The sequence below is a fragment of the Janthinobacterium sp. PLB04 genome (assembly GCF_021165895.1).
GTDB classification, from domain to species: domain Bacteria; phylum Pseudomonadota; class Gammaproteobacteria; order Burkholderiales; family Burkholderiaceae_D; genus Janthinobacterium; species Janthinobacterium lividum.
In genome coordinates this window covers 1,344,753-1,367,135 of record NZ_CP088968.1, presented here as the reverse complement: position 1 = coordinate 1,367,135, position 22,383 = coordinate 1,344,753, and the positions used below count along the sequence as shown (strand labels likewise).

At 60.2% G+C, this 22,383-nt stretch carries 15 protein-coding genes and 1 rRNA gene; 3 read left to right on the top strand and 13 right to left on the bottom strand.

Annotated features, from left to right (window positions below; genetic code table 11):
* The first annotated feature begins 713 nt into the window (after positions 1-713).
* Positions 714-2,702: a sigma-54-dependent Fis family transcriptional regulator gene (locus LSO07_RS05980; protein WP_225317192.1), complete on the top strand. Its 1,989-nt coding sequence runs from the start codon at positions 714-716 to the stop codon at positions 2,700-2,702.
* A gap of 1 nt (position 2,703) precedes the next feature.
* Here the strand turns inward: LSO07_RS05980 and LSO07_RS05975 are convergent, their stop codons facing one another.
* The 7 genes from LSO07_RS05975 to LSO07_RS05945 all read right to left on the bottom strand — a co-directional run bounded on the left by LSO07_RS05975 (position 2,704) and on the right by LSO07_RS05945 (position 12,363).
* Complete coding sequence (locus LSO07_RS05975) at positions 2,704-3,714, bottom strand: FAD:protein FMN transferase (protein WP_151092798.1); 1,011 nt, start codon at positions 3,712-3,714, stop codon at positions 2,704-2,706.
* Positions 3,704-5,806 (bottom strand): 4Fe-4S binding protein, encoded by a 2,103-nt coding sequence (locus tag LSO07_RS05970; RefSeq protein ID WP_225317191.1) that lies wholly within the window; start codon positions 5,804-5,806, stop codon positions 3,704-3,706. The genes LSO07_RS05975 and LSO07_RS05970 overlap by 11 nt, the downstream gene beginning before the upstream one ends.
* 57 nt (positions 5,807-5,863) lie before the next feature.
* Entirely contained in the window at positions 5,864-7,024 is a 1,161-nt protein-coding gene (locus LSO07_RS05965; RefSeq protein WP_151092794.1) for a porin, read from the bottom strand.
* A 287-nt stretch (positions 7,025-7,311) separates the two neighbouring features.
* Entirely contained in the window at positions 7,312-9,048 is a 1,737-nt protein-coding gene (locus LSO07_RS05960; RefSeq protein WP_225317190.1) for a PQQ-dependent methanol/ethanol family dehydrogenase, read from the bottom strand.
* A gap of 49 nt (positions 9,049-9,097) precedes the next feature.
* Entirely contained in the window at positions 9,098-9,487 is a 390-nt protein-coding gene (locus tag LSO07_RS05955; RefSeq protein WP_034756816.1) for a DUF779 domain-containing protein, read from the bottom strand.
* Between the two features lie 54 nt (positions 9,488-9,541).
* Positions 9,542-11,062, bottom strand: coding sequence for an aldehyde dehydrogenase (gene adh / locus LSO07_RS05950; RefSeq protein ID WP_151092790.1), 1,521 nt, complete (start codon positions 11,060-11,062; stop codon positions 9,542-9,544).
* Positions 11,063-11,406: 344 nt separating this feature from the next.
* Positions 11,407-12,363: a beta-propeller fold lactonase family protein gene (locus tag LSO07_RS05945; protein WP_151092788.1), complete on the bottom strand. Its 957-nt coding sequence runs from the start codon at positions 12,361-12,363 to the stop codon at positions 11,407-11,409.
* A gap of 204 nt (positions 12,364-12,567) precedes the next feature.
* On the opposite strand from LSO07_RS05945, the gene LSO07_RS05940 reads away from it, so the two are divergent.
* Entirely contained in the window at positions 12,568-14,706 is a 2,139-nt protein-coding gene (locus LSO07_RS05940) for a TonB-dependent receptor family protein (protein WP_151092786.1), read from the top strand.
* Between the two features lie 57 nt (positions 14,707-14,763).
* Here the strand turns inward: LSO07_RS05940 and LSO07_RS05935 are convergent, their stop codons facing one another.
* The 5 genes from LSO07_RS05935 to LSO07_RS05915 all read right to left on the bottom strand — a co-directional run bounded on the left by LSO07_RS05935 (position 14,764) and on the right by LSO07_RS05915 (position 20,283).
* A complete protein-coding gene (locus LSO07_RS05935) occupies positions 14,764-15,597 on the bottom strand; it encodes a substrate-binding periplasmic protein (RefSeq protein WP_225317189.1) in 834 nt (277 codons plus the stop codon).
* A gap of 25 nt (positions 15,598-15,622) precedes the next feature.
* A complete protein-coding gene (gene pedF / locus LSO07_RS05930; protein ID WP_035824926.1) occupies positions 15,623-16,108 on the bottom strand; it encodes a cytochrome c-550 PedF in 486 nt (161 codons plus the stop codon).
* Positions 16,109-16,239: 131 nt separating this feature from the next.
* Positions 16,240-17,259, bottom strand: a complete 1,020-nt coding sequence (gene rtcA, locus LSO07_RS05925) for an RNA 3'-terminal phosphate cyclase (RefSeq protein ID WP_151092784.1) — start codon at positions 17,257-17,259, stop codon at positions 16,240-16,242.
* Positions 17,260-17,275: 16 nt separating this feature from the next.
* Entirely contained in the window at positions 17,276-18,511 is a 1,236-nt protein-coding gene (locus LSO07_RS05920) for an RtcB family protein (RefSeq protein ID WP_151092782.1), read from the bottom strand.
* A gap of 200 nt (positions 18,512-18,711) precedes the next feature.
* Positions 18,712-20,283 carry a vWA domain-containing protein gene (locus LSO07_RS05915; protein ID WP_151092780.1) on the bottom strand — a complete coding sequence of 524 codons (1,572 nt, stop codon included), beginning with the start codon at positions 20,281-20,283 and terminating at the stop codon, positions 18,712-18,714.
* Between the two features lie 206 nt (positions 20,284-20,489).
* On the opposite strand from LSO07_RS05915, the gene rtcR reads away from it, so the two are divergent.
* Positions 20,490-22,097: an RNA repair transcriptional activator RtcR gene (gene rtcR / locus LSO07_RS05910; protein WP_151092778.1), complete on the top strand. Its 1,608-nt coding sequence runs from the start codon at positions 20,490-20,492 to the stop codon at positions 22,095-22,097.
* A gap of 174 nt (positions 22,098-22,271) precedes the next feature.
* Here the strand turns inward: rtcR and rrf are convergent.
* Positions 22,272-22,383, bottom strand: a 5S ribosomal RNA gene (gene rrf, locus LSO07_RS05905).

Here is a 22,383-nt window from a genome sequence, read left to right as displayed (position 1 = left end):
TTCGCCACTCGCCACCAGAGCAAGCTCCGTGCTGCCGTTCGACTTGCATGTGTAAGGCATGCCGCCAGCGTTCAATCTGAGCCAGGATCAAACTCTTCAGTTTAATCTCTGTTACTTTGCCCTTTTATAGGCACCATCATTGCTGATGGGTCGCTCACTCAAAAAACTGACAGGCCACTACTTTCGTAGCGCCTATTTCATTATTTCTTGTGAACATTTGATATATTTTAAGTTTGACGCCAATCCGAAGATTGACGCTGCACTTACATCAAATGCCCACACTTATCGACTGTCAATTGTTAAAGAACTGTATTCGGTACTGCTTTCGCGCTATCGACAAAGCGTTGTGTTTGTCAGCTGCGAAGAAGGAAGAGTATGAAGCATTTTGCTACGTCCGTCAACTCCTTCTTTTTCCTCACCGCACTCAGCATTTGCATGCGTCGTTCAGCGAGGGGGCGAATTATAGCCCTGCCCTGCGCACCCCGCAAGCGCTATTTTTGCGCCAGCTCAAAGGCAATAAGCCTGGCACCGCAATTGCTTATATGAACACATGCATCGACCACCGAGGGGAGCAACTCTGGGCCCGGCAGCAACACTGGGGATAGCCCGGTTCGCTTTGCTTTGCTCCCATCTGTGACAGGTGCTACATTATGGAACACTCTCGATATTCAAAAGAGCGCCGCAGTACAGGGCCCAACGGAGGCAACGAGATCATGTATCAACCGTCAGCTACTTACCGTAGCGCACCGTTTTCGTCCATTGCGGACGCGAACATTTTGCCGGCAGGACAGGACAGCGTCCCCGTCATCATCGAAACTTCCCATCAGCGTTCAGTCGCCTTTGGCCTGTCGCCCACGGCCACGCCCGACTTTACGCCGGCGGGCAAATCCGACCTGTCCTTGCTGATCGAGCAAAACCGCCTGCTGCACACGCACGCGCTGCCCGCCATGGAAACCCTGTACCAGCAAATCGTCAATACCCACAATATGGTCATCTTGACGGATGCCAACGGCGTCATCGTGCATTCGCTGGGCGACGATGATTTCCTGGAGAAAGCCAACCGCGTCGCCCTGCAGCCGGGCGTGGCATGGTCGGAACAAAGCCGCGGTACGAATGCCATCGGCACGGCCATCACGGAAAAAGTACCGACCTTGGTCCATGCGGACCAGCATTACCTGGCGGCCAATCATTTTCTCACTTGCTCCGCGGCACCGATCACCGACCACCGGGGCAATGTCATCGGCGTACTGGACGTGTCCAGCGACCAGCGCAGTTTTCACAAGCATACGATGGCCCTCGTGCGCATGTCGGCGCTGATGATCGAAAATCAACTGTTTTCCGCCACCTTCGAAGACGCCATCACCGTGCACTTCCACGCGCGCCCCGAATTCATCGGCACCTTGATGGAGGGCATCGCCTCGTTCACACCCGGTGGACGATTTTTATCGGCCAACAAGAATGGCTTGTTCCAGCTGGGCCTCTCATTTGCCGCGCTGCAATCACACACGTTCAGCTCCCTGTTCGGCTTGCCCGTTTCCGCCCTGTACGACCATTACCGCACGGCCGCCCCCGGTTTGCTGAACCTGTGCATGCACAGCGGCGTGCGCGTGTATGGTCGCGCGCAGTTACGCCTGTCCAATAGCGTCTTCCAGCACGGTTTTGCTTCCAGCACCGACCATAGCGATATCAACGCCGTGCCGGCACAGGTTCCCGCGTCCGCCAGCCATGCGGCCAACGCGGCGCGGCGCCTGTCCGGCTTGCGCTACCTGCGCACGGGCGATCCGCAGCTGGAACTGGTTATCGAAAAGGTCAACAAGGTGCTGGGGCGCGACATCCCCATCCTCGTCATGGGCGAAACGGGCACCGGCAAGGAATTGCTGGCGCAAGCCATCCACAACGATTCGCCACGGGCCATGGGACCGTTTATCGCCGTCAATTGCGCATCGATTCCGGAAACCCTGATCGAGTCCGAACTGTTCGGCTATGAAGACGGGGCATTTACGGGCGCGCGCAAGAAGGGTGCCATTGGCAAGATATTGCAAGCCAATGGCGGCACCCTGTTCCTCGATGAAATCGGCGACATGCCGTTTGGCTTGCAGGCGCGGCTGTTGCGCGTGTTGCAGGAACGCATGGTCACGCCTCTGGGCAGCAGCAAGTCGATCACCGTCAACGTGGAACTCATTTGCGCCACGAATCATAACTTGCGCGAACGCATGGCCAAGGGACTGTTTCGCGAAGACTTGTATTACCGCCTGAATGGCCTGGTGGTCAAACTGCCGCCACTGCGCGAACGCACGGACCTGGACACGGTCGTGAAAAAAATCCTCGCAACGGAAGCGCCCGACACGCGCTACACGGTGGCGCCGGACATCCTGCGTATGTTTCACCAGCATAAATGGCCAGGCAACTTCCGCCAACTGACCAATCTGTTGCGCACGGCCATCGTCATGGCAGGTGACGAACATGAAATCTGTTTGCGCCACATGCCCGATGATTTCCTCGACGATATTGAGATGACGCAAGCGACTGCCGCCAGCGCCAGCACGGACCGCATGATCGCGGCGGGCGCCAACCTGGAAGAAATGGAGCAAAGCGTCATTCTCAAATCGCTCGATGCCCACGGCGGCAACGTCTCGGCCACGGCGCGGGCCCTGGGCATATCGCGTAACACGATCTATCGCAAGGTGCCGCATCTGAAATAAGCTAGAGTAGACGGGAAAAACCGGGCGACATTGCGCGCCGGCCCCGCTTGTCGATGGTCATCAGGTCGACGCCTTCCATTTGCGCGGCCATCGCATGCGCGCGCGCCGCGCCCGTCACCATGAACGTTGTCGACAAACCATCGGCCAGCAAGCCCGTGGGCGCCAGCACCGTCACGCTGGCCAGTTCGCCCGGCGAATCGCCGTTCGACGGGTCGAAGATATGGTGATGCATGAAGTCGGGCGTGAACGTGCATTCGTAATCGCCCGACGTGGCCACGCTGCGCCCCTCCACTTTCAAGGTGGCCGCGAGGATTTCTGCATCGCGCGGATCCTGGATGCCCAAGGTCCACGGGCGGCGCACGGAACGCTGCCCCCGCGCAACGAATTCGCCCGTATCGAGCAGCGCGTGCCGTATGCCGCGCGCCTGCACGGCCGCCAGCGCCATGTCCGCCGCGTAGCCTTGCGCCAAGCCATTCAAGGTCAGCGCCATGCCAGGTCGGAGAAAACGCACTTCCCGGCTATTCCACGCCAGTTGCCGCCAGCCTACCCGCGCCTGCGCTGCGCGCCGCAATGCTTCCGCAGGCAAGCTGGCCTGGTCTGCCGCCGCACGAAACAGCTGCCATAAGGGTTGCACGGTGATATCAAACGCCCCATCGCTCCATTGCGACAAGGCTTGCGCCTGCGCCAGCACGGTCAGCAAATGGGCATCCGGCCGGGCCAGTCGGCCGTCACGGTTCAGCTGAAAGACTTGGCTGGCGGGACTGTAAATGCTCATCAGGCGGTCGATATTCCTCGCTGCATGCAAGGCGTCCTCGATGGCCAGCTCGGCCTGGCGCTGATCGTGGTGCAACACGGTGACAGTAATCGTCGTGCCAAACGCCAGTGCGGCGCCTTGATAAGGCCGCACGCCGGAGGCCGTGGCCGTGCCGCGCGCCATGCTGCCAGGAAAAGACAAGCCCGCCATGCCAGACACGCTGCCTATCGCTGCGGAAATAAACGTTCTACGCTGCATTGCTGCTCTCCTCTGCCGTGACCCGGACTATGGGGATGGTGCGGGCACGCTTGATTTCCAGCATCAAGGGCGCGCATTTTTCATCGCTGGCATAAATCACGACGCAATCCATGCACTGGAAACACTCGCCGTAATCAACTTTCCCGCTCGGCGCGATGGCGTGATGCTCGCAACGGTGGCGGCAAGTCTGGCACGGTGTGCCGCACTCCTTGCGACGGGGAATCCAGTTGAACAGGCGAAACCGTCCCAGCAGCGCCAGTGCCGCCCCAAACGGACACAAGTAGCGGCAAAAGAATTTATAAGAAACACTACTAAGCAACAGCAAACCCAGGGCATACGCGACAAAGGGCCAGGCCCGCACGAAGTTCAGGGTGATGGCCGTTTTAAATGGTTCCAGCTCCACCAGCTTGTCCGTGATCTGGCTGGAAAATACGCTGCTGCCCAGAATGGCCGCCAGCAAGCCATACTTGATCCATTTCAAGCGCCCGTCCAGGCGCGGCTTGATCTTCCATTGGGGCAAGCGTAGCCACTGGCCCAGCTTGCCCGTGAATTCCTGCAGGGCCCCAAACGGACACAGCCAGCCGCAAAACGTGCCGCGCCCCCAGATCAGCAGGCTGAGCAGCACGAATGCCCACAGGATCACCGTCATCGGGTCAAACAGGAAGAAGCCCAGGCTGCGTCCCGCCAGCAGCGCCTGGATGACGCCCGTAATGTTGACGATCGATAACTGCCCTTGCGCGTAATAGCCGATGAAGCCAATCGTAAACACCAGGAACAGGCGGCGGAACCAGATAAATTGCCTGCCATCGCGCACCAGGCGTTTCTGCCAGGCCAATGCGCCGGCCAGCAGCGCCAGCCCGGCGAGCAACAGCAGCAACTCAGCCTTGCGCCCCTTCCACGTGCCGCGCCAGCTTGCATCGTCGCCTTGCGGCGCCGTATAAAACTCGGCCGGCAGACGGTAGTTGACATCGACATTGCGGGCGATGCGTTCGGGATACACGATGCCCTTGCTGCGCGTGATCGGCATGGTAAAAGCCAGCGGGCTGGCCGCATCGAGTCCCGCCTGGCTGATGACGCGCAAGACGGCGATATTCTCCGTCGGCAGCGAGGCCGTATCGGCCAGGCTCAATTCCAGGTCCAGGTCGCGCATGTCGATGGGCAAGCCATCCTGCTTCAGCAACAGCCGGTCCGGCACCGTGCCGCGCACGAAATCATCGCCCAGCACGCTGTAACGGCCGCGCGACATGACGAGAATGGCGTGGTCGCCCTCGTCCAGCCGGTTGCGCAATTTGTTCCAGCTGCGTTCCGTCAACAGGTTGCGTCCCACCGTGGGCACGGACACGTACGCCAGGTACAGGTCGATGAACAAGCCATCGGGCGCACGCGTCGCTTCCGCATCGAGTCCCGCGCCGGGACTGCCGACAAACAAGGTTTCCACATCCTTATTGCTCCAGCGTACGTGCTGGATCAAGCCCTGCTTTAACATTTGTGCGACATCAAGTTTTTCGAACATGTCCATGCGGATGCGGGCAATCTGGTCCGGGTCGCGCCCTTGCGCAAATCCCAGCTTTTTGCGCGACACTTTCAAGGCCGAGGCCAGCACGCTTTGGTTGATGATGCGCACGGAAGCCGTGGCCTTCGACACGCCATCGATATCGGCGTGCGTGGCATCTGGCGCGCGTTTCTTTCTGGCATCGATGGCGATATTCTGTTTCAGCGACAAGCCCTGGTACTGCTTGACGAACTGAAACAGCGGTGCCTCTCCCAGGCCATCGAGAAACACGGGTTCATGCTGCGACAGCACGGCGACGTCCAAAAAACTCCCTTGCGGATTGATGGCGATCAGCAGATTGACGGGCACGCCGGAAAAGCCGGGAATGGGCGCCAGGTCCACGGATTCAAACACGTAGCCGATCAGCTCGGTGGCCGTGGCGTTTTGCTTGAACAGGGGCCAGACGGGCAAGTCGGTCTCCTTGTCGCCCACGACGATGGGAGCAGGAAAGCGCCGTGCCAGCTCGGCCTTGGTGAGCACGCCCGCCCACGCCTGTCCCAGAATAAACAGGAATAGCCAGCATGCTATGAACAACCGCATTGTCCTCATGCACTACGCTCCGTGCGGCGCCTTGTCGCAAGGCGCCGCGTTCATTAATTAGAAGAAAATAATGCCGCCCAGGGACACGCCATTCATCTTCGCTTCGCCACCCGTAAAGCCTTTCGAGCGCGTCTGGCCCAGCTCGCCCACCAGGGTGATCGCGCTGTTGAGCGAGTAGTACGCCCCCAGGGTCAAGTTGGCATTCGACTTCAAGCCGCCCGTGCCGGCCGTGTTGTCGTCGTTCTTGCTGATGCCGTAGGACAAGCCCAGTTTCAGCTTGTCCGTCGTCTTGTACGTGCCTTGCAACAGCCAGTTCTTCGACTTGGTATCGCCCTGGTCCGCATCGGACAAGATGCCCAGCCCCTTGCCGCCCTGGAAGTTGAGCAGCACGCCGGCCGGCCCCATCTGGTAGGAGCCGCCCACTTCCACGCCGCGCATGGTCAGGTCATCGACACCTGCGGTTTTCGAGGTGAACTTTTGCGACTTCACGCCCAGCCAGGCTTTCAAGCCGTCCTGCACATACGTCAGTTGCGCCTGCACTTGCGGGCTCGACTTCGATGAATACGTCGAGCCTGCAACAATCGGCGTATCGGAGACGGGGCTGACCAGCGCCACGTCGACGCCAACGCCGCCCGACTTCGGCGTGCTGTACATGATCTGGCCATAGTTGCCCAGATAGGTATAGCCGGCGCCGATATGGCCCAAGGTCACCCTGCCCCGCTGCGTCGCCTGCACCGGTGCGCCCGAACCCAACAAGGTCATGTCCGACAAAATCGCATTCGCGCCGAAGATGCCATAGTCGCGGCCCAGCTTGAAGGTACCCATGTGCTCATTGCCAAACGTAAAGAAGGCCTGGCGCACATCGACCACGCTGTTCTGGCTGATGGCGCTGTCCGTGGCCGTCGAGTTGTAGATGCCGATCAAGGCTTTCACGTCGTACTCGCCCAGGCGCGAGCTTGCCGAGGTGATCAAGCCATTCGGCAGCAAGCCGTTGCCGATGGTCGTGCGGTCCTTTTCTCCGCCGCAACCGAGCGCCTGCCCGCCCAGCGCCAGCCCGCCCACCGCATCGCCCGAACACGACACTTGCGTGTAATAGGCGTTGACGATGCCGCCCACCGACACGGTCCAGTCGCCAGCCTTGATATCGACGGCTTGTGCCTGCCCCACCGCTGCGATTGTCATGACACCCAGGCTCCCCAGCTTGCTCAATGTGTTCATTTGTTCTCCTCTTTCTTCTCTGTTTTTAGTGTGCACACCAGTGATTGATGTACCTCAAGCGTTGGCAATAAGCGTGCCCAGCACGGCTCAGAGGGAGAAAGAGAAAAAGCGTAGTTAACGTGTGCAGCAGCGGATCAATCGCCACTGACAGTGTTCATTTTTTGACCGCAAGCAGGCGTATCGGGCATCCAGGTAAACAAAAAACTGACGGCCTGGGCCGTCAGCAAAAAGAAAACATCCGGCGGACAGGGAGACACCCATCCGTGTGGCCCGGATGTTTCACCCCGTTACTTCGACGCCAGCTTGAAGACCCACACGGAACCGCCCTGTTCCAGGAAGTTGACCTTCTTCGCCACTTCGCCGCCCCACAGCGGCACCGCGCCCCCCCAGCCGGAAACGACAGCCACGTATTGCGTATCGCCATCCTGCCAGGTGACGGGCGGCGCCACGACGCCGGAGCCCGTCTGGAATTTCCACAGCTCCTTGCCCGTCTTCGCATCGACGGCTTTCAGGAAGCCTTCCGGCGTGCCGTAGAACACCAGGTTGCCGGCCGTACTCATCACGCCACCCCACAGCGGCGCGTTGTTCTTGATTTCCCAGACGATCTTGCCCGTCTTCGGATCGATGGCGCGCATGGCGCCGATGTAGTCGTCAAACAGGGGCTTGATGGTGAAACCGGCACCGAGGAAAGCGCCGCCCTTCTTGTAGCTGATCGGCTCGTTCCAGATATCCATGCCCCATTCGTTCGCGGGCACGTAGAACAGCCTGGTTTGCGGCGAGTACGCCATCGGCATCTGGTTTTTGGCGCCGAGGAAAGCGGGCGCGGCAAACACGGTCGTGCCCTTCTTGCCCTCTTCGCCCTTGGTCGGGTCGCCAGGGCGGCCGGCGGCAATGAAATTCGGCCGGCCCGTCTTCAGGTCGATGCTGCTGGCCCAGGTGATTTTCTTCACAAACGGAAAGGCGTTCTGCAGCTTGCCATTGGCCGCATCGATGACATAGAAGAAACCGTTGCGGTCGGCCTTGCCGCCGTAGCGCTTGCCATCCATGTCGAAAGTGACGAATTCGTTGGCGCCATCGAAATCCCAGGCATCGTTCGGCGTGTTTTGATACGCCCACTTGATCTGCCCCGTTTTCACATCCAGCGCCACGGTGGATGATGAGTACAGGTTGTCGCCGGGACGCAAGTGGCTGTTCCACGGCGCCGGGTTGCCGGTGCCAAAATACGCGAGCTTGGTTTGCGGATCGTAGGTGCCACCCATCCACGTCGAGGCGCCGCCCGTTTTCCACAGGTCGCCCGGCCACGTCTTGTTCACGGTACCGGACACGCCGTTGTCGATGGCCTTGCCATCCTTGTCATAGCGGTGGCCCATATGGCCCTCTACCGTCGGACGGCTCCACACGAGGTCGCCCGTCATCGGGTTGCGCGCTTCGACCCGGCCCACGATGCCAAATTCCCCGCCCGACACACCCGTCAGCAACAAGCCTTCGGCGATCAGCGGCGCGGCCGTCATCGAGTAGCCGGCCGCGTAGTCATCCACTTTCTCCTTCCAGACGATCTTGCCCGTATTCTGGTCCAGCGCCACCAGGTAGGCGTCGAGCGTGCCGAAGATCACCAGGTTGCCGTACAGGGCGGCACCGCGGTTGACCACGTCGCAGCATGGCATGATGCCGTCTGGCAAGCGATGCTCATACTTCCACAGCTTGGCGCCCGTTTTCAAGTCGACGGCAAAGATGCGCGAATACGATGCCGTGACGAACATCTTGCCGTTGTGAATCAGCGGCTGCGATTCCTGGCCCCGCTGCTTTTCGCCGCCGAACGAAAACGACCAGGCCGGCACCAGCTTGGTCACGGTCTTGTCATTGATCTGCGTCAACGGCGAATAGCGCTGGCCCTGCATGCCCATGCCAAACGACAGGACGCTGGCCGGATTCTTCGCCGTGCTGTCGAGCATGGCATTGGTGACATTGCCCACGTCGGCCGCCTGGGCCAGCGATGCCAAACCCAAACCGATGAGTATCCCCATGATTTTTTTCTGCACAATCATCTCCCTCTGTTTTATTAGTATGTGTGTATCAAGTCTTGCGGTGCTCATGCGGCTGGGCATGCAACAGCGCGCACTCTTCATCGGTGAACAGGCGCGAGCGCGTCAGGAAGCGCTTGCCCGTGCCGTTGTCGAGTGAAAACATGCCGCCATTGCCGTCGACCACATCGATAATCAACTGGGTATGCTCCCAGTACTCGAATTGCTCGAGTCCCATGTAGAACGGTGTGCCATTCAAATTGCCGAGATAGATATCGGTGTCGCTGACATCGAACTCGCCCAGCGCATAGCACATGGGCGCGCTGCCGTCGCAGCATCCGCCCGACTGGAAAAACATCAGCGGGCCGTGACGCTGGCGCAATTTGTCCATCATTTCCAGCGCCGCATCGGTGGCGACCACCCGGGCAATTGCTGCACTCATGGCATCCCTTTCTGCACGCCGCGCCTAGCTAAGGGCGCGGCGCCTGTTGCCGATTTAGAAGAAGCCCAGCGCTTTCGGGCTATAGCTCACCAGCAAGTTCTTCGTTTGCTGGTAGTGATCGAGCATCATCTTATGGTTTTCGCGGCCGATACCCGATTGCTTGTAGCCGCCGAACGCGGCGTGGGCCGGATACAGGTGGTAGCAATTGGTCCACACGCGGCCCGCCTGGATCGCGCGTCCCATGCGGAAGGCGCGCGAACCGTCACGCGTCCACAGGCCGGCGCCCAGGCCGTACAAGGTATCGTTTGCAATCGCCAGCGCGTCGGCCTCATCCTTGAAGGTGGTCACGGACACGACGGGTCCGAAGATCTCTTCCTGGAAGATGCGCATCTTGTTATGCCCCTTGAACACGGTCGGACGCACGTAGTAGCCGCCTTCCAAGTCGCCCGCCTGCGTGTTGCGCTCGCCGCCGGCCAGCACTTCCGCGCCTTCCTGGCGGCCGATGTCGAGGTAGGACAGGATTTTTTCCAGCTGCTCCTGCGAAGCCTGCGCGCCGATCATGGTGGACGAGTCAAGCGGGTTGCCCTGCTTGATGGCGGCCACGCGCTTCAAGGCACGTTCGATGAATTTCTCGTAGATCGATTCCTGGATCAGCACGCGCGATGGGCAGGTGCACACTTCGCCCTGGTTCAGCGCGAACATGGCAAAACCCTCCAGGCACTTGTCGAAATAGTCATCGTCGGCATCCATCACGTCTTCAAAGAAGATGTTCGGCGACTTGCCGCCCAGCTCCAGAGTGACGGGAATCAGGTTTTGCGCGGCATAGCCCATGATCAGACGGCCCGTGCCCGTTTCGCCCGTAAAGGCGATCTTGGCGATGCGCTTGCTCGAGGCCAGCGGTTTACCCGCTTCCAGGCCGAAACCGTTGATGATGTTCAGCACGCCCGGCGGCAGCAGGTCGCCGATCAGCTCGATCAACACCATGATGGATGCCGGGGTCTGCTCGGCCGGTTTGAGCACCACGCAATTGCCGGCGGCCAGGGCTGGCGCCAGTTTCCACACGGCCATCAGAATCGGGAAATTCCACGGAATGATCTGCCCCACGACGCCCAGCGGCTCATGGTAGTGGTAGGCATAGGTTTCCGCATCGATTTGCGCGACGGAACCTTCCTGCGCGCGGATACAACCGGCGAAGTAACGGAAATGGTCGATGGCCAGTGGAATGTCGGCATTCATCGTTTCGCGGATCGGCTTGCCGTTATCGATGGTTTCCGCCGTGGCGATCAGGCTCAGGTTCTGTTCGATGCGGTCGGCGATGCGGTTCAGGATATTGGCGCGCTCGGCCGGCGAAGTCTTGCCCCATGCCTCCTTGGCGGCGTGCGCGGCATCCAGCGCCAGCTCGACGTCTTCCGTCGTGGAACGGGCGATTTCGCAAAACGGCAATCCTGTGATCGGCGTGATGTTAGGAAAGTATTCACCTTTTACTGGTGCAACGAATTTGCCGCCGATGTAATTGTCATAGCGTTGTTTGAAGGGATTGGCTACGCCCAGTTTGCTGATGTCTGCGAGATTCATGTCGTCCTCTATCGGGTTAATTAGAATGGAATTACTTAATTAAAATCAAACGTCCTGGTACAGATGGGGTGAGTACACGGAGTCTTCCGCAAATGCCGTGCCAGCTCGCCATCCCACTACAAACTTAGCCGGTTTTATCCCTGTTACAAGGGCGCGACATCAAACCCGGCACGTTTTTCAGCGCAGGCCACCTGCTTGGGTGGGGACGTGGGCCTGTTTGCATTTTGAACAAGGTGAAGACGTCCTGTTCCAATCCGGGCCAGCCCTGCGGCATCTCCCCTGCGCCGCTGCACAATGGAACAGGTGTACCAGACTGGAACACCTGCGCCTGTGCCACCAAGGAATCAACGAATCACCACGCCCCAGGGCAATTCGCCCACGGCAATATCGGCCACCTTGCGCGCGCTGGCCGTGTCGATGACGGACACACTGTTCGAACGGCCATTGGCCACGTACAGCTTGGCGCCGTCGGGCGTGATGGCCATGTTCCACGGGCGCTTGCCGACGGCAATCGTGGCCGTCACTTGATTGCTGGCCGTGTCGATCACCATCACCGTGCCGTCCGTGCCATTCGAGACATACACTTGCTTGCCATCGGGATGGACCACGATGCCATTCGCATTCTCGCCCGCTGGAATGGTGGCAATCGCCTTGCGCGCGGCCATGTCGATCACGTAGACGGCATTGACCAGTTCGCACGCCACATAGGCGCGGTCCGAGTCCGGGCTGAAACCGATGCCGCGCGGACGCAGTCCCACGGCGATGGACGCGACCTGGCGGCGTTGCGCCACATCAATGACATCGACTTGCTCCGCCTCTTCCGCACTGACCAGCAGCCAGCGTCCATCCGGGCTGAAGACGGCATGTTCCGGATTGCGTCCCTGCACTTTGATATCGGCGAGCAAGGTAGCTGTCTGGCCATCGAGCAAGGCCACGCTATTGCTTTCCTCGACGGCCACTGCCACGTAATGACCGTCCCGGGAAGCGCTGACGCCTTCGGGCGATTTGCCCAGCGCCACCGTGCGCACGGGCGCGCCGCCCGCGTTATCGATCAGCAACAAGGCACTGCTGGCGGCATCCGTGACAAACAATTGCCGTCCGGTGGGGTCGGCGGCAATGCCGCGCGGCCGCTTGCCTGCCGCGATTTGACGCACCACCTGGTCGGTCGCCGTGTCGATCACGCTCAAGGTGCCCGACTTTTCATTGGGAACATAGGCAAAGGGAGCGGCCTGGAGGGCGGTGCTGGCGAGCGCCGGCAACAGCCAGCAAACCTGGCGCAAGCACGAGAAGAAGTTGGGCATAATCACCTTTTCAATGGCAAAACACAGGAAAAGCGCGCGGCATCGGCGCATCTGCCCATTGCTGTATGCAAACGCCGTGCCACTGATACGCGTATAATTTCAGCCCACCAATGGAGACATGGCAGGCATATTGCTTGATACACCTACGCAGACCTGTACCGCGCACGCGATCAAGCAGGCTTTTATTCACATTGGAGAATCCGCATGCAGCACCGTTTCCGCCTGAACACCATCGCCAGCCTGTTTGTCGCCGGCAGCGCCACCCTCGCCCCCCACGTCTTTGCCGCCGAGTCAGCTGACCTGGCCGCCGGACAACTGATGGATACGGTGGTCATCAGCGGCAGCCGCATCGCCCATCCCAGCCAGGAAGTGCCGGCCTCGATCGACGTGGTCGACAGCGCCCGCATCCAGGATGGCCAAATCCGCGTCAACGCGTCGGAAGCGCTGGCCGCCGTGCCGGGCCTGGTGGCGCAAAACCGCCAGAACTATGCGCAAGACTTGCAGATCTCGTCGCGCGGCTTCGGCGCACGCTCGGCCTTTGGCGTGCGCGGCGTCAAGCTGATCAGTGATGGCATTCCCGCCAGCATGCCCGACGGCCAAGGCCAGGCCGCCACTTTCAACCTCGATACAGCCGAGCGCATCGAAGTATTGCGCGGGCCATTTTCTGCCATCTACGGCAACCATTCGGGCGGCGTGATCCAGCTGTTTTCCAGGGATGGACAAAATCCCCCGTCCGTCGAACTGAATGTGACGGGCGGCAGCTACGGCACCAGCAAGGTCGATCTCTCGGCGCAAGGCCAGGCAGGCGGCATCGGCTACGTGCTCGACGGTTCGCGCTTCCGCACGGACGGCTTCCGCGACCATAGCGCCGCCACGCGCGAACAGGCGTTCGGCAAGATCACCGTCAAGCCCACGGCGGACAGCAAGCTGACCATCGTCGCCAACAGCCTGCATCAAGGCAATACGCAAGATCCGCTGGGCGCTACCTGGGCCACGTTTGCCGCCGACCCGCGCGCCGGTGAGGTCGACGCGACGGATACGCAAAACCCGAAACGCACCCTGGCCGAACGCTACAACACCCGCAAGAGCATCGACCACCAGCAAATCGGCGCCACCTATGAACAGTCGTTCGGCGATGACCGCCTGCATGTGATGGTGTATGGCGGCAACCGCGACGTGATCCAGTACCAGGCATTTACCAAGGGCTTCCAGGCGCCGGCCAGCCATTCGGGCGGCGTGGTCGATTTCCGGCGCCAGTTCTATGGCATCGACACCAACTGGCTGCACGTGAACCAGCTGGCCGGCGGCAAGCTGAGCACCACCATCGGCATCGATTACGGCCGCTCCAGCGATGACCGTACCGGCTACGAAAACTTCATCGGCAATAGCTTTGGCGTAAAGGGCAAGCTGCGCCGCGACGAGCAGAATGTCGTGTCCAGCCTCGATCCGTATATCCAGGCAGAATGGCAAGGCGGCCCGTGGCTGCTCAACGCAGGCGTACGCTACAGCAAGATGAAAGTGGCGGTCGACGACCATTTCCTCAGCAACGGCAACGATAGCGGCAGCCTGGAGTTCAGCCACACGACACCGGTGCTGGGCCTGCTGTACAAGCTGACGCCGAACGTCAACGTCTACGCCAGTGCCGCGCGCGGTTTCGAAGCGCCTACGTTGAACGAACTGTTTTACTCGGGCACGGGCGGCGGCTTCAATTTCAACTTGAAACCAGCGACCAGCACCAACCTGGAAGCCGGTATCAAAGCCAGGATCAATAACAATACGCACGTCAACGCGGCCGTGTTCCAGATCAAGACCAACGACGAACTGGTGGTCGACAAGTCCAGCGGCGGGCGCACCAGCTATCGCAATGCAGGCAAGACCTTGCGCCAGGGCATGGAAGTATCGCTGGACTCGAACCTGCCATATGGCTTCACGACAAAATTGGCGCTGACCAGCCTGCACGCCGTGTATGACCAGGCGTTTGGCGGCGTGCGCGAAGGCAGCCGCTTGCCGGGCGTGCCCAGCGCCAACTTGTTTGCGGAACTGGCCTGGAAAGATACACTCGACCGTTTTGGCGCAGCGCTGGAAAGCGTGGCCAGCAACCAGGTCTATGCGGAAGACAGCAACAGCGAAAAACCGGCACCCGGCTATACGGTGTTCAATGCGCGCTTCAACGCCAAACAAACCGCGGGGAATTGGCGCTTCAAGGAGTTTGCCCGCCTGAACAATCTTTTCGACAAGACCTACGTGGGTTCCGTCATCGTCGGCGACAGCAACAAGCGCTACTATGAAGCGGCGCCGGGACGCAACTGGTTGCTGGGCGTCAGCGCCCAATATAGTTTCTAAAAATAAAAAGCCCGCGCATCGATCGATGCACGGGCTTTTCAACTCAAGCACGCTACGTCAGGGCCGTGCTTCCTTCACGCCATATTTTTCAAAGATGGCTTTCAATTCACCGCTGGCCGCCATCTCGTTCATGGCCGCCTGCAGCAACTTTGCCACGTCGAGCTGCTGGCGGCTGACGGCCAGGCCCACGGCCCAGCCGGCACGCGGCAAGCGGGCGAACGCCACTTCGCTCATGGGGAAAGCGGGATCGCTTTTCAGCACCGATTCGATCTCCGAACGGTTGGCCAGCACGGCATCGAGTTGCCCTGCCTGCAATTGCTGCAAGGCTTCGGCGGCCGTGTCGAAGATGCGCACGTCGTCGCGGTACTTGCCATTGTCTTCGCCCAGCATCAGCATGGCCGCGATCGATACTTTTTCCACGCCGATGCGCTTGCCGGCCAGCGAAGCGACGCCATCGAATTGCGGCACGGCTTGCGCGCTGCGCGCCAGACGCACGGTTTCCACGTAATACGGCGCGAAGATCTCGACCTTGTCGTTATCCGCCATCAACTTCTTGTCGACCGGCACATGCAGCATCACATCGGCGGGACCATAACCAAGGTAATGCCCCTTCCACACCATATTGCGCAAATCGTCGTTGAGATTTTCGCCAGCGGGAAATGGCAGCAAGCTCAGTTTCAAACCCAGCTTTTTCGCCAGCGCTTCGGCGATGTCGATATCGATGCCCGCCCCCTTGTCGGAAAACGGCGCGAACTCGTTATACACAGCCACTTTCAGGCTGCCCGACTGCTGCACTTTTTGCCAGTCGGCGCGCGCCGGCGCGGCTGCGCACAGCGCCAGGCAGGCGAGCGAGATCATCGCGCGCGCGCCCCGGAATTGAAATGAACGCATGGGACTCCTTTGTGATCAGTTCGACTTAATTCGACTCGCGGCGAGTTTCCAGATAGGTCTTGATGGCCCACATGGCTTCCTGGTTGAACACGCCTTCGAACGGCGGCATGTACACAGCGCCATTGCGCACCTTACCGTGGCGTATGGTGGTCAGGTAGTAATTGTCCGTCTCCTTGTAGCACGCCTGTTTCTTTGTCTCATTCTTGATACCGAAGCAATCGCGGTCCAGCTGGCGCAAGTCCGGCGCGATGCCGCCCGAGATGGCTTCGATGCCGTGGCAGCGGGCGCAATTCTGGTTGTAGGCCGAGGTGCCCACCGTCAAGGCCAGCTTGTTGCCCCGATACGGGTTTTGTTCGAGCCACTTGTCGCCCACCTTGGGCAAGCCCGTGGTATCGACGCCTTGCGGCGTGACATTGCCGTGCGCATAGGCATGCGGCAAGGTCAGCAGGGAAGTGAGGGCAACGGCGCCGGCCGCCGCCACGCCGAGCAGGGTACGAATGGAATAGGTCATGCTGGTCTCCTTGGTTTTTTTAGTGAATATCCAAGAAGAGCAAATGCCATGCCATGCGTCTATGCCCCACATCCAGCCGCCCATGTATCAATTTGGAACAGCTGCAACACGTAGTTGTGTCAGCGCGCGCCTCAGGCGGCGGCCACCTTGCAGATGCTGCTCCGCTCCTGCTGCGCGAAAGTGATACGCACGGGTAAAAACCGGGCAATCACCTCGGCATTCGTCAGCGCATGCTGCGAGACCTTGTTGCAACTGAAGGTACCGCCGCCGGCCAGCGCCATGGGCAGCAAGAGCTGGTCGGCCAGGTGCTCGCCGACGGCCGCGTCCGTCTTGAGATAGGCACGCACCTCGTTCAACAGGCGCTTGGCCACCGATTCGGCCAGCAAGGACTTTTCACCGAAAGAAGTAAACACTTCCGTGACATGCTCATGCTCGAGCGTCAGCAACAAGACATTGCCCGGTCCCTGCTCCGCCGGCAAGCCGACGAGGCGCAACTGCTTGCCGCTCCAGCCCATGCCCCCGGCGACGCGCTCGAGTTCGCGCTGCGCCACCTGCACATGCACGCCCGCCACCACGCTTTCCGCATACCCCGCCTTCCGTTCGCCGCGCTGCAGCAGTTGAATCGGCTGCAAGCGCTGGCACGGTTGCACGGTGGCCATCACCTCGCCGCCGCCCGCAGGATGAAAGCCGTAGCGTTGCAGCGTCATATCCACCTCGGCCCCCATCTGTTCCAGGACACGGCCATATGCGCGCTGCAGGAAATGCACGGGCGGTGCCATGGCATTGTGCGTGCCGCCACTGATGCGCACGGTGGACGGCCCATCCGCATGCAGCAGGGCCGGCAACAGGGTTTGCAATACCAGAGTGCAACTGCCCGCGCTGCCGATGGCAAAGCGGTAGTCGCCGCCGCGCAGGGGACCAGGCACGAATTCCAGGCTCGAGGCGCGCAGCGCCACCGGCGTCGTGCGCGCCCCGCAGATGGCGGTTGCCGCCTGCACAGCCAGCAAATGCTGGCGCAGCAAGCCGGGCTTTTCCCGCCCCGCGCGAATGTTAATCAGCCGAAACGGTTGCCCCGTGATCATCGACAGGCTCAGCGCCGAACGCAAAATCTGTCCGCCGCCTTCGCCTTGCGCACCATCTATTTCTATCATCTCTGTTTTCTCTCTATTATCCTTTGACGCAGACGACCTGCTTCAAGATATGCACCACATCGACCAGCTCGCGCTGCGCCAGCATCACCGCATCGATATCCTTGTAAGCCATCGGGATTTCATCGATCACGTTTTCATCCTTGCGGCATTCCACGCCTTGCGTGGCTCGGATCTGGTCATCCAGGTTGAAGCGCCGCTTCGCTTCCGTGCGGCTCATCGTGCGTCCCGCACCGTGGCTGCAGCTATGGAAACTCTCCGCATTGCCTTTACCGCGCACGATAAAGCTCTTCGCCCCCATGGAACCGGGAATGATCCCCAGCTCGCCGGCGCGGGCCGACACAGCACCTTTGCGCGTGACCAGCACATCCTTGCCGAAGTGGTGCTCTTTCTGTACATAGTTATGGTGGCAGTTGACGGCTTCCACGTGCGTCTGGAACGGTTTATGGATGACCGTGCGCACGGCGGCGATCAAGTTCTGCATCATCACTTCGCGGTTGTTGCGGGCGAAACGCTGCGCCCAGCCCACCGCCTCCACGTAATCGTCGTAATGCTGCGTTCCTTCGGCCAGGTAAGCCAGATCCTGGTCGGGCAGGTTGATGAAGTGGGTGCGCATATCCTGCTTGGCCAGTTCGATGAAATGCGTGCCGATGGCATTGCCCACGCCGCGCGAACCGGAATGCAGCATGAACCATACGGAACCCTGTTCATCGAGACAAACTTCGACGAAGTGGTTACCGCTGCCCAAAGTCCCCAGGTGGCGATAATTGTTCGTGTTCTTCAGCTTTGGCGTTTTCAGGCAGATCGCATCGAATTCATCCTTCAATTGCAGCCACGCGGCATCGACCACCGAAGGCGGCGTATGCCAGGAACCCTCATCGCGGCCGCGGTGTCCGCGCGTCTTTGGCGACATCCCGTGCGGAATGGCGCGTTCGATGGCGCTGCGCAGCGGCCCCAGATTATCGGGCAAATCATTCGCCGTCAGCGTGGTTTTCGCCGCCATCATGCCGCAACCGATATCCACGCCCACCGCCGCAGGAATCACGGCGCCCAGGGTGGGAATCACGCTGCCGATGGTCGACCCTTTACCCAGGTGGACGTCGGGCATGACGGCGATGTGCTTGTAAATGAACGGCAGGGTCGCCGTGTTGCGCAATTGCTTTTTGGCCGCTTCTTCGACGGGCACGCCACGTGTCCACATTTTGACGGGACGGCTGCCTTCGGTATGCAGGACTTCGTATTCTTCTTTTTTCATCGCTTCTCTCATTTTCTATTGTAATCAGTACGACAACCCGACAAGGAGGGACAGGATTTTCTGGCGGCGTACTGCGCGCGCCAGGCCGGTTTGACGCGGCTGATCGATGTAATCCTGTCTGCATTCGGGGCACTGCGGCGCATGACAAGTCTGGACAGGACGTCTCTTATGTAGTCTTGTCCGCATTCATGCGCTTTACTTCAACAACCGGTTGCCGCGATATCGATGGCGGCGATTTCTCCCACCCAGTGGGCGGGGTCCAGCTGGCCGGCGGCAAAGGCGGCGATGATCTTGAAGACGTCATCGGAAAAACCGCCGATATTCAGGATATCCTCGCATTCCATCGCCTGCGTCGTGGCATGCGGCGCAATATCGATGCACACCAGTTTCGCCTGCGGATTGCGCTGCTTGAACACCTTCCATTGTCCCATCGTCGCCGTGGCGCCGCTGTGTTTCGCGTCGATCCACGATTCGTTATCGGACACATAAATCACCAGGTCGGCCAGCTCCTTCTTGCTGTTCATGCGCATCAGCGGTGCGCTGCAATTGGTGCCGCCGCCACCGATGGCCGCCAGCCTGGCCGCGTTGCTCATCACGCTGTCATCCGCAGCCAGCCCGCACTGGACGACGCTGTGCTCGAACGGCAGCAGCATCGCATCCGGATTCTTGCGCAGCATGGCCGCCGCCACCAGCGCCGCCACATCGATGCAGCGCACGCTCGACGTGGCGCTGCCGCGAAAACCGCTGACGGGCGACGACATCGAGCCAGAGACGTCTGGGCACACCACCACCCTGCCAGCGATCCGCGGCACGTTCAGCAGCGCTATTTCCAGCGCCGCTTCCAGCGCATCGCGCACGATGGCCGGCACGCTCTCGTCGGCCGCCAGGTACGCCGACAGCAGCTGGTACGGAAACACCCGTGCCCGGCTAATCGCCTCGGGATCGCGCAGCTTGGCAGCGATCAATTCCGGCATGCCGGCTATCGCATACACGCCGTGACGCCCAAAGGTGTTCAGATTCATGCGCACCATTTGCCAGCTGCCCTGGCGGGCGATCTGCGCCCAATCCTGCGCGCTCAAGGACAGCGCCGTCAGCATCTGGAACGGTACGTCCGGTATCGCTTGCGAAGGATCCGCCTTGTAGGCCTCGAACGCGGCCAGCGCCGGCGGCAGCGCCTTGGCATCGTAGGGCTTGCCGATCAGCCAGGCAAAGAATGCCTCCCGCCACGCTTCCTGCGGTTTCGGATGCACCATCTTCACCACGTCGGCCAGCGAAGGCGCATTGCCCACGGCGGCGGCCAGCAAGGCCTGTTCCGAAGCGGTGTTCAGCCATGCCTGCACGAGCTTTTTCGGACGCGATCCCAGCGACTTGCGTCCCACGGCGCCGGAGCGCATGATCTGCACAAAGTTGCGCAGCATCTTGCCGTTGTTGATGACACGCCGGAATGCCGGTGCGAATTGCGCAGCGCCCTGCCCCGCCAGCACGGCCACCAGCAAGGCCGGCATGTCTTTCATGTAGCCCCGTTCGCGGCAGTACACGGCCGTCTGCGCAATGAAGGCGGGGTCGACCGCCTGGCACAGCTCGAGTACTGTTGCCAGCTGCGCTTCGGCGCTGGCATAAAACGTCGTGTTCAGGCAGCCGGTGGCCGCGTATTGCGCCAGCTGATGCCGGGGCGTCAGCGCATAGGCTGGCGCGCCTTCCGCATTGCGCGCCAAGGCCGCTGGCAAGGTTTCTGTCTGTTGCGCGCTCTGGAATAACTGGGCGTTGGCCATTTTTCGTCCCTCTCTGCTCTCTACGTTTATCTCGTTGGTATCTCCTCTATTGCAAGCGCTGTGCCAGCTTTCAATAATTCCTCAAAAATTTTCATAACCAATTGATTTCATTAAGTAATATTTCCACGCAAGCTGTGCACTGAAAATATCCCTGTCATGGCGATTTGGAATACAATTATCTTTTAAGATAAATTTTTATCTCACATATGCAAGCAAAACGCACCGTCGTTATCGGTTTTCTCGGCACGCAGCTCGACAACGGCAGGGGAGCGGCACGCTGGGAAAAATGGCGTCCCAGCATCGCCCTGACCCAGCACGAGGACAAGATCATCGACCGCTTCGAGTTGCTGTACGCGGGCAGCCAGTTCGACAACCTGGTGCGCCAGGTGTCGCAGGATATCGCCAGCGTCTCGCCTGAAACCAGACTGATCGCCCATGAACTGCCTATCAGCGATGCCTGGGACTTCGAGAATGTGTATGGCGCGCTCTATGATTTTGCCAACAGCTACCCCTTCGATCCGGACAAGGAAGACTATTGGATCCACATCACCACCGGCAGCCACGTGGTGCAGATCTGCATGTTCCTGATGACGGAAGCGCGCTATTTCCCCGGCCGCCTCGTGCAAACGTCGCCGCCAAAGCGCCAGGGCGCCGGCAATCCCGGCAGCTACGCGCTGATCGACCTCGATCTGTCGCGCTACGACCAGATCGCCCAGCGTTTTACGCGCGAACAGGCCGAAGGCGTGGCCTTCCTGAAGTCCGGCATCGCCACGCGCAATGCCAAGTTCAACGGCATGATCGATGAAATCGAGCGCGTCGCCATCAAGTCAAAAGCCCCCATGCTGTTGATGGGGCCGACCGGTGCCGGCAAATCCGTCCTCGCGCGCCGCGTGTATGAGCTGAAAAAATCGCGCCATCAGATCGATGGCAAGTTCATCGACCTCAATTGCGCCACCCTGCATGGCGATGGTGCAGCCTCCACCTTGTTCGGGCATATCAAGGGTTCCTTCACGGGGGCTGGCTCGGACCGGCCAGGCTTGCTGCGCAGCGCGCACAAGGGACTGCTGTTTCTCGATGAAATCGGTGAACTGGGGCTCGACGAACAGGCGATGCTGCTGAAAGCCATCGAAGAAAAGCGCTTTTTCCCCGTCGGTGCCGATACGGAGGTGCAGAGCGACTTCCAGCTGATCGCCGGCACCAACCGAGATTTGGGCATAGAAGTGGCGGCCGGCCGCTTCCGCGAAGACCTGTATGCGCGCATCAATCTGTGGACATACGAATTGCCGGGCCTGGCGCAGCGCCCGGAAGATATCGAGCCGAACCTGGAATACCTACTGACGCAATACAGCGCGGAGACGGGCGAACGAGTGCGCTTCAACAAGGAGGCACACGAGCGTTTCATGCGTTTCGCCACCCTGCCCAGCTCGGCATGGAAGGGTAATTTCCGCGACCTGTCCGCCGCTGTCACGCGCCTGGCCACCCTGTCGGAAGCGGGACGCATCACGGATGGCGTGGTCGACGAGGAAATCCGGCGCTTGAAGCGCATGTGGCAGCATCATGACAAGCCCGCCGCCAGCACGGAAATCGACCTGGCCGATATTATGGGAAGCGAGGCAGCCGCGCAGCTCGACCTGTTTGATGTCCTGCAGCTGAGGTCGGTAATTCAGGTATGCCAGCAATCGAACAGTTTGTCCGATGCGGGTCGCAAGCTATATGCCGTATCGCGTGATGCGAAGGCCAAGCCAAATGACGCTGACAGGTTGAAAAAGTATCTGACGAAGTTTGGCTTGAGCTGGGAAGAAGTGAGTCGATAAAACGCCGCACCCGAACCGCCGGGGTCAGACCCTCCACACCGCCAACGCCAGATTCGACGCCAACGCGGGAGGGGGTCTGACCCCAGCCTTCGTTTGGGGTTCGCCATCACAAACCGCCAGACGAAAAAAAACCCGCCAATTGCTTGACGGGTTTTTCTCTACTGCGAATAACAAGCCTGACGATAACCTACTTTCACACTGGTTGCAGCACTATCATCGGCGCAAAGTTGTTTCACGGTCCTGTTCGGGATGGGAAGGGGTGGGACCAACTTGCTATGGTCATCAG

Excerpts from the sequence above, each read along its gene's own strand:
- LSO07_RS05980 (WP_225317192.1), top strand. The coding sequence starts at position 714 with ATGTATCAACCGTCAGCTACTTACCGTAGCGCACCGTTTTCGTCCATT.
- LSO07_RS05975 (WP_151092798.1), bottom strand. The coding sequence starts at position 3,714 with ATGCAGCGTAGAACGTTTATTTCCGCAGCGATAGGCAGCGTGTCTGGC.
- LSO07_RS05970 (WP_225317191.1), bottom strand. The coding sequence starts at position 5,806 with ATGCGGTTGTTCATAGCATGCTGGCTATTCCTGTTTATTCTGGGACAG.
- LSO07_RS05965 (WP_151092794.1), bottom strand. The coding sequence starts at position 7,024 with ATGAACACATTGAGCAAGCTGGGGAGCCTGGGTGTCATGACAATCGCA.
- LSO07_RS05960 (WP_225317190.1), bottom strand. The coding sequence starts at position 9,048 with ATGGGGATACTCATCGGTTTGGGTTTGGCATCGCTGGCCCAGGCGGCC.
- LSO07_RS05955 (WP_034756816.1), bottom strand. The coding sequence starts at position 9,487 with ATGAGTGCAGCAATTGCCCGGGTGGTCGCCACCGATGCGGCGCTGGAA.
- adh (WP_151092790.1), bottom strand. The coding sequence starts at position 11,062 with ATGAATCTCGCAGACATCAGCAAACTGGGCGTAGCCAATCCCTTCAAA.
- LSO07_RS05945 (WP_151092788.1), bottom strand. The coding sequence starts at position 12,363 with ATGCCCAACTTCTTCTCGTGCTTGCGCCAGGTTTGCTGGCTGTTGCCG.
- LSO07_RS05940 (WP_151092786.1), top strand. The coding sequence starts at position 12,568 with ATGCAGCACCGTTTCCGCCTGAACACCATCGCCAGCCTGTTTGTCGCC.
- LSO07_RS05935 (WP_225317189.1), bottom strand. The coding sequence starts at position 15,597 with ATGCGTTCATTTCAATTCCGGGGCGCGCGCGCGATGATCTCGCTCGCC.
- pedF (WP_035824926.1), bottom strand. The coding sequence starts at position 16,108 with ATGACCTATTCCATTCGTACCCTGCTCGGCGTGGCGGCGGCCGGCGCC.
- rtcA (WP_151092784.1), bottom strand. The coding sequence starts at position 17,259 with ATGATAGAAATAGATGGTGCGCAAGGCGAAGGCGGCGGACAGATTTTG.
- LSO07_RS05920 (WP_151092782.1), bottom strand. The coding sequence starts at position 18,511 with ATGAAAAAAGAAGAATACGAAGTCCTGCATACCGAAGGCAGCCGTCCC.
- LSO07_RS05915 (WP_151092780.1), bottom strand. The coding sequence starts at position 20,283 with ATGGCCAACGCCCAGTTATTCCAGAGCGCGCAACAGACAGAAACCTTG.
- rtcR (WP_151092778.1), top strand. The coding sequence starts at position 20,490 with ATGCAAGCAAAACGCACCGTCGTTATCGGTTTTCTCGGCACGCAGCTC.